This window comes from Marinomonas vaga (assembly GCF_055388305.1).
The window spans coordinates 2,628,576-2,645,422 of sequence record NZ_AP043903.1; the positions used below are offsets into that span (position 1 = coordinate 2,628,576).

Sequence of the window (16,847 nt, forward strand, 5' to 3'; positions counted from 1 at the left end):
TAATGACCCTTGATTCGCCGGTACAGTTTGACAGTCTCTGGCGCGGTGCACAGGTCGCGACCATGGTAAATGGTCAATATAACACCATCGAAGACGCCGCCATCGGTGTCCTAGGTGGGCGTATTGCTTGGCTTGGTAAAGCCGCGGATTTGCCTGCTTATGAGGCTCTTCGGGAGCACGACCTCGGTGGCGGTTGGGTAACGCCGGGGCTGATCGATTGCCACACGCACTTGGTGTTCGGTGGCAATCGTGCGGGAGAGTTTGAGCAGCGTTTAAACGGTGTCAGTTACCAAGAAATTGCCCAGCAGGGTGGAGGGATTGCCTTTTCCGTAAAGGCGACCCGTGAAGCCAGTGAAGCGGATCTGGTCGCCAGTGCTGCCCGTCGCTTAAAAAGCCTCATGGCGGATGGGGTCACTACGGTGGAGATCAAATCCGGCTATGGCTTGAGTCTAGAGGACGAGCTGAAAATGCTGCGGGTGGCGTCTATTTTAGAAAACCAATTTCCCGTCAGTATTAAGCGAACCTGTTTGGCTGCCCATGCCATGCCTCCCGAGTACGACGACAAAGACGCCTATATTGATTACCTGTGTGACACCGTACTGCCCAAGGTAGCGGCTTTAGGTTTGGCGGACGCGGTGGATGCGTTTTGCGAAGGCATTGCCTTCAGTACCGAGCAAGTAGAGCGCTACTTTAAAACTGCCCAAGCACTTGGGCTACCAGTGAAGATCCATGCGGAGCAGCTTTCGTCTTTAGGGGGCACTCGCATGGCAGCTTCCTTCAAAGCCCTGTCCGCTGATCACATTGAATTCATTGAAGAAGCGGATGTGAAAGCCATGGCGGAATCCGGCACGGTGGCGGTGTTACTCCCCGGGGCATTTTTCACCCTAAAAGAAACACAAAAGCCGCCTATTGATTGGTTGCGCCAATACAAGGTGCCCATGGCGATCGCGACAGATGCGAATCCGGGAACCTCTCCTGCCTTGTCATTGCGTTTGATGATGAATATGGCCTGTACTTTGTTTGGACTAACACCGGAAGAAGCCTTGGCGGGAGCGACAGTCCATGGGGCAAAAGCATTAGGAATGGAAGATTCCCATGGCACTTTAGAAGTGGGTAAAGTGGCGGATTTTGTGTGTTGGGACGTAGAAAGCCCCGGTGAACTAAGTTATTGGTTAGGTGGTCAGTTAATTAAACAACGCATTTACCAAGGGGTAGAGGAGGTCGTATGACTGCCAATGAATTAATTTTACCGGCGTTTGAGTTTAGCCAAGGACGTGTGCCCATGTTGGTGAGCATGCCCCATTCCGGTTTGGCGTTAACACCTGAAGTGCAAGCTGGCTTGACGGATCAAGCGGCCAAGTTGCCGGATACGGATTGGTACATTCCTGAATTATACGACTTCTTGCCCACATTAGGGGTAGGGATGATCAAGGCAAATTACTCCCGTTATGTGATTGATTTGAATCGTCCCTATGACGACAAGCCTTTGTACAACACTAAAACAACGGGATTGTTTCCTGACATCTTATTTGAAGACTCGCCCATTTTTAAAACTGGCCAGATGCCTTCTGATGCCCATAAGACGTTTTGTAAAGAGCATATCTGGCGGCCTTATCATGAGGCCATTGCTTCAGAATTAGCTCGCATGAAAGCGGAGTTTGGTTACGCTATTTTGTTTGATGCCCACAGTATTGCGGCTCAAGTTCCCATGCTGTTTGAAGGAACCCTGCCGAACTTTAATTGGGGAACGAACAACGGCGACGCCTGCCATGGAGCACTGACGCAAGCGGTAAGTGATGTGATTGCACCAGAGTATTCTCAGGTCACAAATGGCCGCTTCAAAGGGGGCTACATTACTCGCTATTTTGGTCAGCCAAACCAAGGCATACATGGGATTCAGCTTGAGCTGTCCCAAGCGACCTATCTTGATGATGACTTGGCAAAGCAGTCTATCTATCAGTTGGATAAGGATAAGTTGCCTAATATCAAACAGCAGCTACAAAAGGTGATCGAAGCCTGTTTGCGTACTTCTCTTTAACCCGAACAGTTCTTTAGGTCATAAAAAGCCAGCATGGTATTCATACTGGCTTTTTGTTTGTCAAAATGATGGGATTACCTAACTTTTGAGAAATCGTTAGATTCATTGCTGTAGAGTGTAAACCGAAGCGAAACGACGATTATCTGGTTGTATTTTAACCTACTGTTTATTAACGATTTATTTTTAATAAAATTGTTGCGTTCGAGAAAAGTTTCCCTATAATACGCTCCATCTTCTGACGCAGACGATTGTTTGTGTTGAGGTTAGGAGCGGTAGTTCAGTTGGTTAGAATACCTGCCTGTCACGCAGGGGGTCGCGGGTTCGAGTCCCGTCCGTTCCGCCACTTACTTTCTTCAGTAAAGTAAGTAGCCATCTTCAAGATGGGTGTGTAGCTCAGTTGGGAGAGCGTCGCCCTTACAAGGCGAATGTCGGGAGTTCGAACCTCTCCACGCCCACCACTCATAAATCTTTCTCAGTTTCCCCTAACTTCATGATTTTAAAGTTTTTTAATTAAAACTCTTTACTCGTAATTCGTAATCACATTTCCACCAAGACTTTTCACTTTTTCCGTTGTGACCCAGGTGTGACCAACCTGTGACCAAGTCAGCGATTCGCATTTTTTATGATTTGAAATATCTGCCATTTTTCTAGCGTTTTTGCATTTCGCTTTAAAACGCCACATTTTCTCTGATTTCGCTATTTCATGTACCTTGATTTACCTTATTGTGACTCTTCTTTCTCGATTATTTTTAATATGTTTGCCGTGTTAGTTGTCGTCTGTTCTAGTGTAAAAGTTTTTCTATTCGAACTGATGTGTCTCGATAGAGGGGGGGAATTGGCTTTCATTTGAGCTGTGATGCTCTTAGGTTGCGAAAAATGACAAGCTATAGGTCAACCGAGGCACTCTTTAGACTAGAATCTGCTCTGAATATACGATGAGAGTCAGAAATGGATTCTATAATTAGATATATCAGCATACTTGAGCTGATACCTATCGGGCCAGACAATGCTGTTTCAACAACAGGAATACTTAAGGCTCTACGCGAAAAAGGGTTTTCAATCTCTTCGCGCAAGCTTCAGCGCGATTTAACGAGCTTATCAATGTATTACCCAATTGAATGTAATGATAAGTCTCGACCTTACCGGTGGAGCTTTGAATTTGGGTATAAAGGTAGCTTTGTTGCTATGGATCCAGCCACTGCAGTGAATGCCATTCTTGCACATGAATACCTTGCTGGGGTTGTGCCTGCACCACTTTTGTCTCAACTTACACCGCAGCTAAATCGAGCAAGGGATTTTATGCAGTCTCACTCCGATGGTGTGTACTTGAATTGGTTGGATAAAGTTGCGGTTGTTCCCGAAGGGAAGGTGCTTAGACCAGCTGCAATCGACCCAGATTTCTGGAAGAGTGTCTGTGAGGCAATTATGTCAAACAAGGCATTAGATGTTGTGTATGAAAGCCATTCTAAAGATGAACCCCAGAAGTTCGTTCTTCATCCATACGGAGTGATGGTTCGCAAGAGCGCCACTTATATTTTGGGCTCTTACAATAATTATGATGATGTAAGGCAGTATGCTCTTCACCGGTTCACGTCCTTAAAGATATCCTCTGGGGGCTTTCGACCTCGTCCAGAATTCACCATTCAGAAATACATAGATGCTGGTGAACCGGGGGTTAAATACTCCGATGAGCCTATTCAACTAGAAGCTCTGATTAGCAAAGACTTAGCAAAAAGACTAAGCGAAACAAAATTAAGTGACTCTCAAATTATTTTGGAAACTGATGATGAGAAGTGGCGGCTCCTTAGGGCTGTCATTCCAGATGATAGGGATACAAGATCTTGGTTGCTAAGTAGGGGAGCTGAGCTCATCGTGCGAGAGCCTATTTCATTAAAAAGCTCATTGCTTGAAGAGGTTGCGTCTATAAAAGAGTTGTCAGACAGCTTGGGAGGGCTGAAAGCAAAGATGGAATAGGATTGTTACAAAATGTAATTTTTATGATGGTTATTGTGTTTGTGGTACATTCTTTGACGCACTTATTTTGATTATCATTTTTTTCTGTGTAAATTCTAATCAGGAACAACGAGTTATCGTATCTGCGGTTCTTAAATCATGATTGGAGTTTGAATGAGAGAGAGCGTTTTTGAAATCGGAATAGGGCTTCGCGGGATTGCCGTTGACGAAGAAACAAAGGCCATTCATATCACTGAATTTGCTCAGAGTGGTAACCCCTCGCTCAAAGCATTAGCGAAGCTGTTTAAAATATCTGCAAAGGTGGCGAATGCTAAAGGCTCTGCAGATAAAGCAGAAAAGAAAAAAGGCTTTAAACTGAAAGCTAAAAAATTCTCTGCTTATGCGTTACCTAATAGTATTCAAGTGCTCTATGATTTTGAGGATGATACCTCTGATTTGCTTGATTCAAGAATGGACGTATTGCGTGATGTTTTAGATCGCCAATTTGCTGGAATCGAGACCTCTGCTTTCGAACTTAATACGAAGAAGCAGCCAGTAAATCGCTCATATGAAGCATCGGGGTTTTCTAATCCAAAAGATGCGTATGAAATGATGAGGGTTTTTGACGATCTTATTGTCCGAGAGGGCCTTGATGAAGTTCCTATTAAGTTTCCAGGGCTGGATAAAACTCGAAAAATCAATTTTCAGGTTACGCCTGGCAGGCCTGAATTTGAACCAGATGATCGGGATTTGTACTGGGAACGCTATGAAATAATAGGGGGACTTAATAAAGATCGTAGTATTCTTGTTGTTTCTGAATCAGGCAAAGGCGAGAAGAAAATAGTCTTGACTGCGGAACAGTTTGCTTTTTTTTGCGATAGGTGTTTTTCATTCAGAGCTTACGAGCTTTACAATTTTACTGTCACGCAGATTAAGCCAAAGCTGTTTAAACTGCTTGATGTAAAAAGCGCTAGTGCTCAGACAGGTTTTGATATTTGAGTTTGTTGTTTGAGGGGCGTTTACAAGAACGTTGGGCAAAGGAGCGCTCGACGCTATTGTTGCGTAGTGATGGTCTAGGGCTGTTGCTTTTTAACCTTTTTAGAGCTAATGACCTCGAGCTGGATGTTCTTCACCACTATCAGCCATTACACAATGAAGAACTGTATATACTCAAAGACCGTGTTCAATATAGCTGTCATAAGAGCCTTTCACAGTATCCTTTACTTTCTCTTTTATCTTATGATGCAACGCTACATGGAGAGTCAGAGCAGCTCGTCGTTCAAAAACTGAAGTCTTCAATGTACTTTGCATTGGTCTGTGAAGATTCCACCTTCAATTTTACTTCTGTTACGGAGGCTGCTAAGGAAATTCGGCTAATATTGTCGAGCACTGCATACGTATCTAAAATTAAGTCTATCCCTAAGCATCTTTCAACGGTCGAAACATTAAGTTATCTATGCAATGAAATTACAGGACGATACACGATCTCTCAGGTCTATTTAAAAATGGTCCGTAATGGCTGGAACGTTTGTTCAAATTTCAAAGATGAACAGCCTTTAATCAAAAAACCAAGAATCCAGAAGCGACGCCCTAACCCCAAAGTTAAATCACCTATCCAAGTTGAGCCATTTCCCTTTGACGGCAACGATTTAGATATCGAAGACGTTCCCGACGTCAATGCGGTCGAGCTGGATCCTAGCGCAATTAGTCCAACAATAAGGGCAGAGCGTGAGATCTTTCGAAATCAAATTCTCACATCTAAAGAGCAATTTGGTCTTCAATATGTCACTTATCGTCTAACACCTTCAGAGCTGAGAAAAGTTATTCAGTGGATTAATAGTGCATCTCCTTCGCACGGTTCTGCACTGGCCTTTCTAACAATGCTGACCGCTTTGAAGTTACATGAGGTGCTCGGTTTACACATAGCATTGTCAGACAGTGATCAAGATGCATTTAAGCAACTAGATGATAGCTATGGTGTTATTAACCTAAAGTCAGGCGTGTATTGGCGTAAAGAGCTAGATATCAGTGATCGTTATCAGCCGACTGATTCAGATGAGCGGTGGTTAAGCCCTCATTCTAATTGGCTTAAGTTACCCATACCAAAACCGTTTCTGTGCCTGTTCAGGGCTTACTTTAATTCATTTGAGGCTGGTTTGGTTGAGCAGATATTGCCTTCAGAGGTTGTTGGGAATGCATTCGCCTTATTGACGACGGTTTGTCGTGAGATTGTTCATTCCCATGATTTTAATAGGCGCCTGACCCATAAAGCGCTTCGTTATTTGCTATATGGGTGTGTGGTATCCAAGTACGGAAGACATAAAGCTGCTCTCATGTTTGCCAATAACGAATTTGGGTTGTCAACTTGGCATTATTACATGACATCTAAAGTGTGTGATTTGCAGGCGGCGTTTATTGACACCTGTGCGCAAGAGTTGAGATTCGAATTTGAAAGCGATGTTTTCGACTCGAATCGAGACCTTGTGGTGGGAACAAGATTAGCCTTATGTAGGGAGACTTTTTCTCAGCAGTTGGCTGAGCGCGTAAGTCTTCTAAAAGCGTCGTTAGAAAAAGTATCGAAAAGTCGTTCTATAAGTACGTTACGAGAAACCTATAATCAGCTCGTTTCTTATACGGTATTAATGTTTTCCATTGTAACCAGTCACCGACGCAGTAAGAGCATGTTCATTGAGCATTACTGCTGGAATGACGATTATACGTGTGTGCTTGTGGCCGACAAAATACACTTTGGTGAAAGCGCAACGCGAATTATTCCAGTGCCTGAGCTTATGACTAGGCAGATTCTCAACACTTTGGGCTGGATTGAGAAAACTGTTAAGCGTCTTCGTTTGTTGGATACGGAAATGGCAAAGAAGCTTAGTGCATCCATTCTTCGTGATGGCAATTCCCCGTTTTTAGGTTTATGGCAAAGTGATGGCTCGTTGGACACGCCCAGTACGTCCCAGATCGAGGTATTTATGGGGGAGGGATGGAGCTTGCCACAGAATGTCATGCGCCACCTTTCGTATCATACATTATTTGGCTACAGAGAAGCTGTGCCGTACTTAGATCATCAAATGGGACATATTTCTTCTGAGATGCATTCATTTCAAAATACATCTGTGATGCTTCGAAATAGTTCCGAATTTGATACTCACCGAAATGTAATTTCTAAATGCCTTGAAGAATTGGAGTTCGAGGTGCTTGGACGAATGAGTTCTTCTAACTCTGGAAAGCGCAATAACGGTCAGTTTGTCCCCTGTTCCATAAGATCAAAAACTACTCTCAAGTCAAAGAATATAGTGCAGACGTTGCAGGCTGACTTAAGGGCTTTGATTGATAAAGCGATTAAATCAAATAAAGATTTCTACGAATTGCTGTCTGAGTTTTACTGTGATGATCCTTATCTGCATGAGCAAGTGCTGGAGTTAGTTAATAAAGCAGGTAGCAACAGCTCTGATAGTCAGGAAGTGGTCAGTATTGATGATTTAAAGTCAGCGTTGGTAGGTAGTTTCAAGAAGCCTCCCGTTACTACCGCAATTTTGCCATATAACGCTATGCTTTCAGAGCGGCATTACCACGACTTAACAGCCTTGTTTTATGAGTTCGTGCAAACGCTGTTAGCACATCAAAAGAAAGTGTCTAAAGAGACATTGGGCAGTGCGTTACTCTTTTCTATGGTGCTTGATGGTACGGGGGATCTATCTCCTCAGACATTAAAGAAACAAGTGGCGATTAACTCTGCCCAATATATTAACGGTTACATGAATGCTGAAATGGATGATGGCGGTACAACTTTTTTCGGTGGTTTGTCTGCGATTCTTTTGGCTATGCTGGTTAAAAGGGAAGACTCTCAAACGATTACATTGAATCCGAAAGGCCTGGCGGCGTTGATGAGTGGTCAGTGTCAGGAAGACAAAGTAGATAAATCAATAGCGAATAGCTATAAAAAGTTTTCTGCGTGGTTCGCGAGAGTGCATAACAAGGCAATGACGTTCAGTATGCTTTTTAGACTTATTGAACATGCACCTAGGCGATTTGAATCTGGGAGTCTATACGGTCTACGTCAAGGCACGTTACGGGTGAAAGGGTTATCAAATCATACGCTCATACGTATGCTAGATCGTAAGCATCGTTATGTTATGCCTTCTAATACAGAGACGGCAATGCAGATTGTTCCTGAACGCACATTCTTCAAAAAATCACGGCACTCGAATGAGTACTACAAAAAGTTTATGGCGGATTTTCGTCAGAAGTTTGAGCGTTACTCTGGAACATCAAATGAAAAAATTGTTAGGTTTTGGCAGGATCTAATCGCCAATGAAAGCGCAAAGAAGCTCGCTGATTTAGTAAAAGCATCTCACGAACTACCTGAAATTCTGTTGCTGATCCTTACTTGGCTGTATAGGGCGTCAGGCAGAAAAGGGCAGCGAGCGGGCGGTTTGGCCCCTTCGTCGATTCAGACCTATTTTTCTAAAATAGCGCCAAGCTTGTGTGAGTTTGCTGCGAACGAATCATTGACGACATTTGATTACGAAGATTTCTTGGATCTTTATCAGGATGTCATTGATTCGGGAGATGCGTCTAGCCGCTCAGAAAGGGCTAAGATATTGGCTGATTTCCATACTCAAATTCATGAGGTTTTTGGTGTTGTTCATTTGGACTTTCGAGATCTGGATGTAGGAAGTCATGAAACAAGAACGACGGGAAGAGTGGTCATGCCTTGGGAGTATGAGCAAGCCCTGACCATGTTGTTGACTGACAAAGATGCTAATTTGCATGAGCAGTATATTAATGCAGCAATATTAATATTCTGTTGCCGTTTGGGCCTTAGGCGGCAAGAAGTGAGGCGCTTAAAGTTGAGAGATTTCTCGCTTGAAGATCAGGTGCTCCACATAAGGACTCATCGTATTTCAAACGAAACGGTTCGAGTTAAGTCAAAAAGCGGCAATCGTCGCGTTCCTTACTTTTTGTTCCTTAATGACACAGAAATGCGGTTACTTAGTTGGTGCATGGAGCAGGCGGAAGCTCAGAATAAACAATCCACACCATTATTTTTTGACTCGATGAATCCGAGCGAAATTCGCTATATGGATAGCCACTTTAGCCGAGTTATTGAGGCGTTGAAGCTTATTACTGGTGACCCAAGCATGCGTCTTCATGATGGGCGTCATACTTTTATCAGCTTTACTGCTACGTCCCTTGTTCTCGAAGATCAACAGAAGGACCCAATATCTAAAGTTGTTAAAGAATGGATGCGAGTTGATTCGTTTACAGACTTTCGAGATCGTTTTGCTGATACATGTGTGGCGGCGCCGTCGACACGTCATGCTTTACTCCCTGCATTGGCTCTTATGGTGGGGCATTCTAATGCGACCACTACGTTGTCCTCATACACACACTTAATGGAGTATTGGCGTTTGTTATCAGTTGAGGCTGAATTTAAAAAGATCAAAAACCTGGATGGAGTTTTATCAGAATTATCTTCAATACCACGTAAGCGACTCACCGAAATGAAAAGCGAATGGGGTTTGTCCGCAAGCTTTGCTGTATTAAAGAGACTAAAAAAGAACATGTTGCCCGAGGTCATTGGTTACCAAGTCGAAGACAGTGATGTTGCGCCTCGTCTAAGTTTGAAAGAGAAAGACAATATCACTCCAGTTATCAGCGAAATTCAAAAGATTGAAAAAGCTCTTCGCTACCATGAAGACATAGAAAAGCAGCTTTGTATTGATTCAGATTCCACACCTATATCGCCTTCAAGCGTCCAATATGGGCTGACACAGTCTTATGTGGAGAGTGTTAGAAATGTATACCAGGCTGTTCTCTCTAACCATGTTTCCTACAGGGCTTATAAGATTCCTTCTAATGAGCAAGGGGTAGCGTTCATTGGACAGCCTCGTCTATATGAAGCAAGAAACTATTTCAAAGAATCGGCTTTCTATAGTCTGCTCGCACACTTGATAAAATGCAGAGAATCCAATGAGGAAGCATTTATGGCGCTAGCACAGCAATGGGCGCATGGATGGTACGACGCAAAGAAGAAGCTTTATATCGCATCAAATCAAGTGCAAGAGGCCAAATCTGCATTTGCAAATTGTCTACTCGCATTTGAGACAGGCAAAGAAGGGATTAATAGACGCTCAGGAGGAGTGGTTCGTGATTCGTTACCGGTTGAGCAACTGAGTATTAAGAGGGCTCCCATATCCATTCCGCAATTTAGTCATGCGTTGTTCTTGTTAACGCTACAGCGTAAATTATGAATTGTAGGTGTTTGGCGTAGAGGTTGTGTTTCAAATCAGGTAATGTAAGCCTTCAGTAAAGAAGCTATCAGTCTGAAGATTAACGGATTTTTGAATAAGGATCATTCATGGGTGCTAAGCACGACACCTTATTTCGCACGCTCTCGATGCTGCAAATCATTCCAAAAGAGCCTGGTTACAAAGCCACCTCAACAATTCATGCCGCATTAGAAGAAAAAGGTTTTCAGGTGTCTTTGCGGACCGTTCAGCGTGATCTGAATGCGATGGAATCACACTTGCCTTTGATATGCCTTGAAGGCGATGGAGAGCGTCGCTGGAGTCTGTCGGCAAGTTTTAATGATTCTAAATTGGGATTGGATACACCTACCGCGCTGACTTTAGTGTTGGCTCACGAATATCTTTCTGACCTATTGCCTCAAATCGCCGTTGATCAGATCTCGTCTCAATTCAAAGCGGCGCAGCAGTATCTGAATGCTTTACCTTCCAATCATTATTCCGGTTGGGCCAACCGTGTCAAAGCGATACCCAATGGTAAAACCCTAATACCAGCACAAATCAAAGCGGGCATTTGGGAAGCGGTATCGGAGGCAGCGCTAGAAGAATATGCCATTGAAGTGACGTATCTAAGCCGAAAGCATAATGAGCCCAAAAGCTACACACTTCACCCATAAGCCAGCGTTGTTCGCCATAGCGTCAGCTACCTTTTGGCAACCGTAAAAGACTACGACGACATACTCCAATTTGCGTTACATAGAATTCAAACTGTTGAGCGTTCGGATAAACAGTTCCGACCGCTTAAAGGGTTTGATCTAACCGAATACATCGAACAGGGCGGCTTTAGCTATCGCCAATCCTCAGGGCTAGTTGTGCTTAAAGCGCGGGTGAAAGCTGAGATCGCTTGGCTGCTGTCCGAAACGCCTTTAAGCGAAGATCAAGAATTAAAGCCGGACGACGAAGGCTGGTTTCAACTGACTGCCACGGTACCAAATGACCAAGAAACACTATGGTGGATACAAGGTTATGGCTCAGCGATTGATGTGCATGAACCACAAAAATGGCGCGAGCATATTCATCAACAGGCGAGGGAAGTGTTGGGGCTGACGTCTTGATAGATAGTCGTCATTTTAAGTTTTATCATTCTTTTTTGGCTAAGGTGCAACATGGATTTGAAAGCTAACACGACCTTGTATTACAACACGTACGCTGAAGATTTTGCACAGAGTACATTGTCAGTCGATATGTCTGATTTGTATCAGCGTTTTCTCCCTCTTATTTCTCCAAGCGGTCATCTTCTCGATGCGGGTTGTGGCAGTGGTCGCGACGCGAAATATTTTCAATCACTAGGGTATGAAGTATCGGCTTTTGATGCGAGCTCTGAACTTGCTCAGATGGCATCGAATTATCTGAATATCAACGTCGATGTGCTCACCTTTCAAACATTTAATGAGTCCGATATGTATGATGGCATCTGGTGCTGTGCGAGTTTATTGCATGTCCCCAAAGTTGAGCTTATGGATGCGATTTCTCGATTACGTAGGGCGCTCAAACAGCATGGCGTTTTGTATATGTCGTTCAAGTATGGTGATGAAGAGCGTATCAAAGAAGGGCGCTTTTTTTGTGACCAAAATGAACAAACGATCAACCAGTATTTGGCAGGCTTCGACGTCAAAGATATGTGGATCACAGGTGATCAGAGAGAAGGTCGCTCGTCCGAACTGTGGCTCAATGTAATCGTTGAGAAACAAGAGTAGCCTATCGATGAAAACGGCCATCGAGTTTATTGCTTACATTCAACGGATGTTGGTAGAAGGCGATTTTACCGCGACGTACAAGTATGCGTTACTACATGCGATTGCGGATGTATGTGTGGAAAGTTCCAGTGTGACCGGCAACAGTAAACTCCCTATCCAGTTAGATGTTTTAGCGGACAAAATGCTTCGTTTGTATTGGAATCAGGCCCGACCGTTTGGTGGTTCTAGCCAAACAATGCAATTGCATCAAAACAGTGATTCTCAAAAGCAAATCGCTATTATCACGGCGGTGCAAAGCATCCAGCAAACAGGTTTGTACAACATCAATCAGCTATATAAAAGCCCACACTATAAAACTGTGCATAGAGTAGCCAAGACAGCCCTCAAAAATGGTCCGTTGTGGCGCTTGCAGATTTTGGCAAAAAAAGAAGAATGCTTTTTATATCCGCATGATAAAAGCCAGAACCATATCGAGTTGAATGCTGGCATCGCGGGCTATTTTCGTGAGTTTTATCACCTGATCACCTATCTTGCACGGGCCGCTTGGATCGACAAAATCATTTCTTTTAAGCACAACCAATACCTCGTGGGTGCACAAGCGAACTTACCGGAATTTCTGTTTGGCCAAGACCGTAAGGCCTTAGCCTATGCCAAGCCACTACTTCAAGAGATACAGAAAAATACCTGCTTCTACTGTGGCAAAAAGCTCGACCAACATGCCGAAGTGGATCACTTTATCCCATTTGCCAAATACGCATTCGACCTTGGCCACAACTTTGTGTTGGCGGATCGTACCTGCAACAACAGTAAACGAGATTACCTCGCCAGTTATGAACACAAATATAAATGGGAGGAAAACAACCTTGCCAACCACGCCAACATGATCTTTGAGGAACTTGCCAGCTACGTTGAATGCGATAAAGATAAATCCATGGCTGTAGCGGATTGGGCGTATCAGATAGCACGTAATAGTGCTGCAAATTTATGGCATAGCAAGAGCGAGTTTAGATTGGCGTAAGACGTTGTAGAGGAGTTTTGTAAACTTAACCCTCTAGTCTTCAATTATGAAGTGAGTTTCAGAGGCTTTAAAGAATATAGTTGATGTAAAAAGCTACAATCCAACATTTTTTGGTGGTGTTATTTAATTAAGCTAATGATTTGTACCTTTTAAATTTCTATTTCTAGTAGAAATAGTGGTAATAATATTTTTTCAATGAGCAAGATGTACAAAATAGTTAGATGAATTTTGGGGGAGATCGAATAAAACATGGAATGGGGATTATTGGGGCCAGATAAAATAGAGTCTCAAAGACGAAGACGAACACTAGGTCTGAATCCAGTTGCTCGTGAATTTGATAACTTTGCTGTGCGTAAGCGTCACTAAATCCGCCTCTAGCCTTCGTACTTAGTCCCTTACACACTGTGCTTCGTCCCAATAAATAATCGACGAGGTAATCAACATGAGCACAAACACTGCATTAAACCAAGCTTGGGCTGCCCATATCGAAAAGTGGCGGTCATCTGGATTATCCGCCAAAACGTTCTGTGAACAAGAAGGCTTGGTGTATCACCAGTTCGGCTATTGGCGGCAGAAATTTTCTCCTGCCGGTGACTCGCCAAACGGATCGAAATTAGTATCGGTAGTACTGGCACCGCCTTCCAAGCAGGCTAGTGATTTAGAAATCAAGCTCCCCAATGGTGTGCTCATACGTGGCATTGATTCGGATAATATTTCATTAGTGGCTCGCTTCGTCGCTGCTTTATGAAACCCCGTTATCTGCGTCCTGCTTTAAATCTACCCCAGATATTTTTGTACCGAGACCCTGTGGATTTTAGAAAGCAGGCTCATGGGTTAGCGGTGTTGATTGAACAAGAACTTGGACATAACCCATTTTCTGGGGCCTTGTATGCCTTTACTAATCGGCATCGTAATAAGATCAAGTGCGTGATGTGGGAAGACAATGGCTTCGTGCTTTATTACAAAGGTTTGGCAGAAGAAAAGTTTAAATGGCCCAAAGCATCGGATGAGTTGCTATCTCTCACCGGCGAACAGATTAACTGGCTGTTAGATGGCTACGATCTTGGCTTAATGAAAGGCCATAAAACCTTGCACTATGAGGCCCTCTGCTGAGGATTTATCATATTTTTTTAACAAAAAGGTTCGACCGTACCGAAACAGGGAAGCGGTTACACTTCAGCTCTGCGATGACTCAACTAGAGTACTTTGATGGCCAGGATGAAGGGGCAAGTTACTTAGAGTTGGCTGAGTTTTTGATCCAACACGGCTCGAATACTCAGGCAGATCTTGAACAACTTTGGACCAGAATACTGTTTAATATTATGGTATCTAATTGTGATGATCATCTTAGAAATCATGGATTCATTCTGGAGCCCTCTGGTTGGCGGCTATCTCCTGCTTACGATATCAATCCTATGTTATACGCTACTGGTCTACACCTTAATATTGATGACGTAAGCAACGCGCTTTCGATTGACTTAGCATTTGACGTTGCAGCGTATTTTCACGTTACTGAAAGTAAAGCCAAGGCCATCCACCAAAGATTGTTAAAAGCCGTTTCTCAATGGGAAGCCCTTGCTCAACAAGCGGGCATCAGCAAAGAAGAAAGGGAGCTATTGAGGGACTGCTTTATACTCGCATAAAAGTGTGCAATGCGAGTTGAGTACTCCTCTATACGTTTTACCGAACGGGGAAATTCAGCAGTTATAGGTCTACACAAAGTGACTTCACAGGTAACAGTTTGTAGACCTTGATGCGGCGCTTTAGGTGCGGCTTGAACTTGCGTATTCGGTTGCAAGGTAAAAAGCGATAAATTACCAAACTGCTGCAAATAGCCGTCTGCATACTGGAAAAAACACCTTGCCGATTCTGCGCCAGACCCCTACAGCAACCTGCTCACCTGAGCTTAAGGTGCGAGTTACGGCGAGTTTTTGAATGGGTTTAAAACTCATCTTTTAGCACCTCATCAATACTCATGGGCATAGCAGCGCGTTCTTTGCTAGGTTGTGTGAGCTGATAAAGTCTATCTAGCGAATCAAGGGTTTGCCATAGCAAAAGCAATTGGCGAAATGAAATTTGCGCGGTCAGCTCAGATTTCTTAATGGTGGCCGCAGGTACGCAGCTTCGCTCAGCAAGCGCCGCTCGTGACAGTTTTGCCTGCTTGCGTAACTCACGTAAATAAGCCACATAAGCTTGGCTTACATCGGTATCATCAAGTAAGGTAAAATTCATCCGAAAAGACCAAGTGGTGGACAGCCTCTATTGACACCCCAGCCATATTTCAGAACACTTGTTGAACCGTAAATTCAAAGGCGTTGAAGGGCTTACTATCGTTATATCTACCTTGAAGAAATGTAGCCCTGTAAGCCACTTATATTTCTCATAAATATATAATGTACAACAACTTGGCAACGTGTATATGCTGAAGGTTATAATTGCCAACTACTGTTGGCTGAGACGCAAAGTCTGGAGATAATTTTGAGAAATATGGCGGCTCATTCCGATAAAGTTCAATTAGAACAGCTAGGCTTCAAGTTTGGCATGAGTGGTGCGCACTCTGCGCGAAGCATGATGATTACAGAACTCAACGAACTGTTAACTTTGCACCCTCATGGTTCGCCTTTGCAAACGATTAAAGATGACATCATTCACTGTAACGTGTTGCATAAAAGTACCGCGAATAGCCGTAAACTAACGTATCGACACTTAGTGGATTTATACAGCCTGAAAACGGACGTTTGTCTGTACCGCAACTTTCTAGCCCTGTGGGAGCAGACAGACGCACAAAAACGGCCTATATTGGCGTTGCAGCTGGCTTTTTGCCGCGACCCCCTACTTCGTCTAGCGCTACCGATGTTGAGCTCAATCTCCGCTGGTGAGCCTTACAGCAAAGAACATACTATAGAGTTGCTAGAGCAACATAATCCAGGTGGCTATAGTCCATCATCGCTGAGTTCGTTTGCCCAAAACATCAACGGCAGCCTGACCCAAGCTGGTTTTCTACAAGGCCGTACTAAGAAGGTGAGGAGTCAGCCAAGCGTTGGTGCTTCTAATGTGGCTTTTGCTCTGTTCATCGCTCATTTGAATGGTGAGGATGGTAGCATCGCGTTGAAGAGTCAGTGGGTGAAGCTGCTTGGCCTAAATCAAGATGAGATCGTCGCACAGGCACATAATGCACATAGCCGCGGACTGATTAAATTCACCCATGCAGGGGAAGTTGTTGAGATACGTTTCCCAAATTGGTTAAACGAACACGAAAAGGAAATTCTGAATGGCTGATCGCATCAGCAACCTTCTCAAAGAGTATGAGAGTCACATTAGTCTCAGCTGGCCCGTAGTTGCCTCCGGTGAGGAGCGCTCTATTTTTGCCATTTACAAACCGGAAGATGAACTAAAACTGCGCGCTCGTGTTGAAGCCTTTGAACAGGCCACCACCTGGCATGGCTACCAGTGGCTGTTACTCGATATAACCCATTCATTTGAAAAATGGCTGACTGAGCAAGACTACGCTGAGGCCTATTACGAAAATCCAGAATACCTGGAAGCAAACTACGAATTCTTCGCTGAAGACCTGGTGAAGGAATTACGTCAAAAAATTCAAGCAAACAATGAAAGTGACGCCAGCAAAACCGCAGTGGCACTACTGGGTTGTGGCACCTTGTTTGGTATTACTTCTGTCTCCGATTTGGTTCGCCAGTTAGCTGACGTTATTCAAGGTCGCTTGTTGGTCTTCTTCCCAGGAGAAAAAGACGGCAACACCTATCGACTACTCGATGCAAAAAACGGCTGGGGCTATCTGGCAACTGCATTAAAAGGATAAGGAC

General features: G+C 43.9%; 15 protein-coding genes and 2 tRNA genes. 16 read left to right on the forward strand and 1 reads right to left on the reverse strand.

Annotated features, from left to right (window positions below):
* The first annotated feature begins 2 nt into the window (after positions 1-2).
* From hutI to ACZ5DR_RS12440, 14 genes are all read left to right on the forward strand, one after another.
* Complete coding sequence (gene hutI, locus ACZ5DR_RS12375) at positions 3-1,229, forward strand: imidazolonepropionase (protein ID WP_377369771.1); 1,227 nt, start codon at positions 3-5, stop codon at positions 1,227-1,229.
* Positions 1,226-2,038, forward strand: a complete 813-nt coding sequence (gene hutG, locus ACZ5DR_RS12380; protein ID WP_377369773.1) for an N-formylglutamate deformylase — start codon at positions 1,226-1,228, stop codon at positions 2,036-2,038. The genes hutI and hutG overlap by 4 nt, the downstream gene beginning before the upstream one ends.
* A 266-nt stretch (positions 2,039-2,304) precedes the next feature.
* Positions 2,305-2,381 (forward strand) — tRNA-Asp (locus ACZ5DR_RS12385).
* 39 nt (positions 2,382-2,420) lie between these two features.
* Positions 2,421-2,496: transfer RNA gene (locus tag ACZ5DR_RS12390), tRNA-Val, on the forward strand.
* A gap of 490 nt (positions 2,497-2,986) precedes the next feature.
* Positions 2,987-4,012 (forward strand): helix-turn-helix transcriptional regulator, encoded by a 1,026-nt coding sequence (locus ACZ5DR_RS12395; RefSeq protein WP_377369775.1) that lies wholly within the window; start codon positions 2,987-2,989, stop codon positions 4,010-4,012.
* Between the two features lie 153 nt (positions 4,013-4,165).
* Positions 4,166-4,990: a hypothetical protein gene (locus ACZ5DR_RS12400; RefSeq protein ID WP_377369777.1), complete on the forward strand. Its 825-nt coding sequence runs from the start codon at positions 4,166-4,168 to the stop codon at positions 4,988-4,990.
* Positions 4,987-10,254 carry a hypothetical protein gene (locus ACZ5DR_RS12405; protein ID WP_377369779.1) on the forward strand — a complete coding sequence of 1,756 codons (5,268 nt, stop codon included), beginning with the start codon at positions 4,987-4,989 and terminating at the stop codon, positions 10,252-10,254. Before ACZ5DR_RS12400 ends, ACZ5DR_RS12405 begins: the two co-directional genes overlap by 4 nt.
* 107 nt (positions 10,255-10,361) lie before the next feature.
* On the forward strand, positions 10,362-10,925 hold the full coding sequence (locus ACZ5DR_RS12410; protein ID WP_377369781.1) for a helix-turn-helix transcriptional regulator: 564 nt from the start codon (positions 10,362-10,364) through the stop codon (positions 10,923-10,925).
* 33 nt (positions 10,926-10,958) lie between these two features.
* Positions 10,959-11,363, forward strand: coding sequence for a helix-turn-helix transcriptional regulator (locus ACZ5DR_RS12415; RefSeq protein WP_452600507.1), 405 nt, complete (start codon positions 10,959-10,961; stop codon positions 11,361-11,363).
* 51 nt (positions 11,364-11,414) lie between these two features.
* Positions 11,415-12,005, forward strand: a complete 591-nt coding sequence (locus ACZ5DR_RS12420) for a class I SAM-dependent methyltransferase (RefSeq protein ID WP_377369783.1) — start codon at positions 11,415-11,417, stop codon at positions 12,003-12,005.
* Positions 12,006-12,012: 7 nt separating this feature from the next.
* A complete protein-coding gene (locus tag ACZ5DR_RS12425) occupies positions 12,013-13,023 on the forward strand; it encodes an HNH endonuclease (protein ID WP_377369785.1) in 1,011 nt (336 codons plus the stop codon).
* A gap of 442 nt (positions 13,024-13,465) precedes the next feature.
* Positions 13,466-13,771: an IS66 family insertion sequence element accessory protein TnpA gene (gene tnpA / locus ACZ5DR_RS12430; protein WP_377369787.1), complete on the forward strand. Its 306-nt coding sequence runs from the start codon at positions 13,466-13,468 to the stop codon at positions 13,769-13,771.
* 59 nt (positions 13,772-13,830) lie between these two features.
* On the forward strand, positions 13,831-14,136 hold the full coding sequence (gene tnpB / locus ACZ5DR_RS12435) for an IS66 family insertion sequence element accessory protein TnpB (protein ID WP_464543617.1): 306 nt from the start codon (positions 13,831-13,833) through the stop codon (positions 14,134-14,136).
* 11 nt (positions 14,137-14,147) lie between these two features.
* The gene (locus ACZ5DR_RS12440; RefSeq protein WP_377369998.1) at positions 14,148-14,666 is read left to right on the forward strand and encodes a type II toxin-antitoxin system HipA family toxin; all 519 of its coding nucleotides are present in this window, start codon (positions 14,148-14,150) and stop codon (positions 14,664-14,666) included.
* A gap of 298 nt (positions 14,667-14,964) precedes the next feature.
* Here the strand turns inward: ACZ5DR_RS12440 and ACZ5DR_RS12445 are convergent, their stop codons facing one another.
* A complete protein-coding gene (locus ACZ5DR_RS12445) occupies positions 14,965-15,255 on the reverse strand; it encodes a helix-turn-helix domain-containing protein (protein WP_377369791.1) in 291 nt (96 codons plus the stop codon).
* Between the two features lie 246 nt (positions 15,256-15,501).
* Between ACZ5DR_RS12445 and ACZ5DR_RS12450 the strand changes: the two genes are divergently transcribed.
* Positions 15,502-16,302, forward strand: a complete 801-nt coding sequence (locus tag ACZ5DR_RS12450) for a hypothetical protein (protein WP_377369793.1) — start codon at positions 15,502-15,504, stop codon at positions 16,300-16,302.
* Positions 16,295-16,843, forward strand: coding sequence for a BREX protein BrxB domain-containing protein (locus ACZ5DR_RS12455; protein ID WP_377369795.1), 549 nt, complete (start codon positions 16,295-16,297; stop codon positions 16,841-16,843). The genes ACZ5DR_RS12450 and ACZ5DR_RS12455 overlap by 8 nt, the downstream gene beginning before the upstream one ends.
* Positions 16,844-16,847 lie beyond the last annotated feature (4 nt).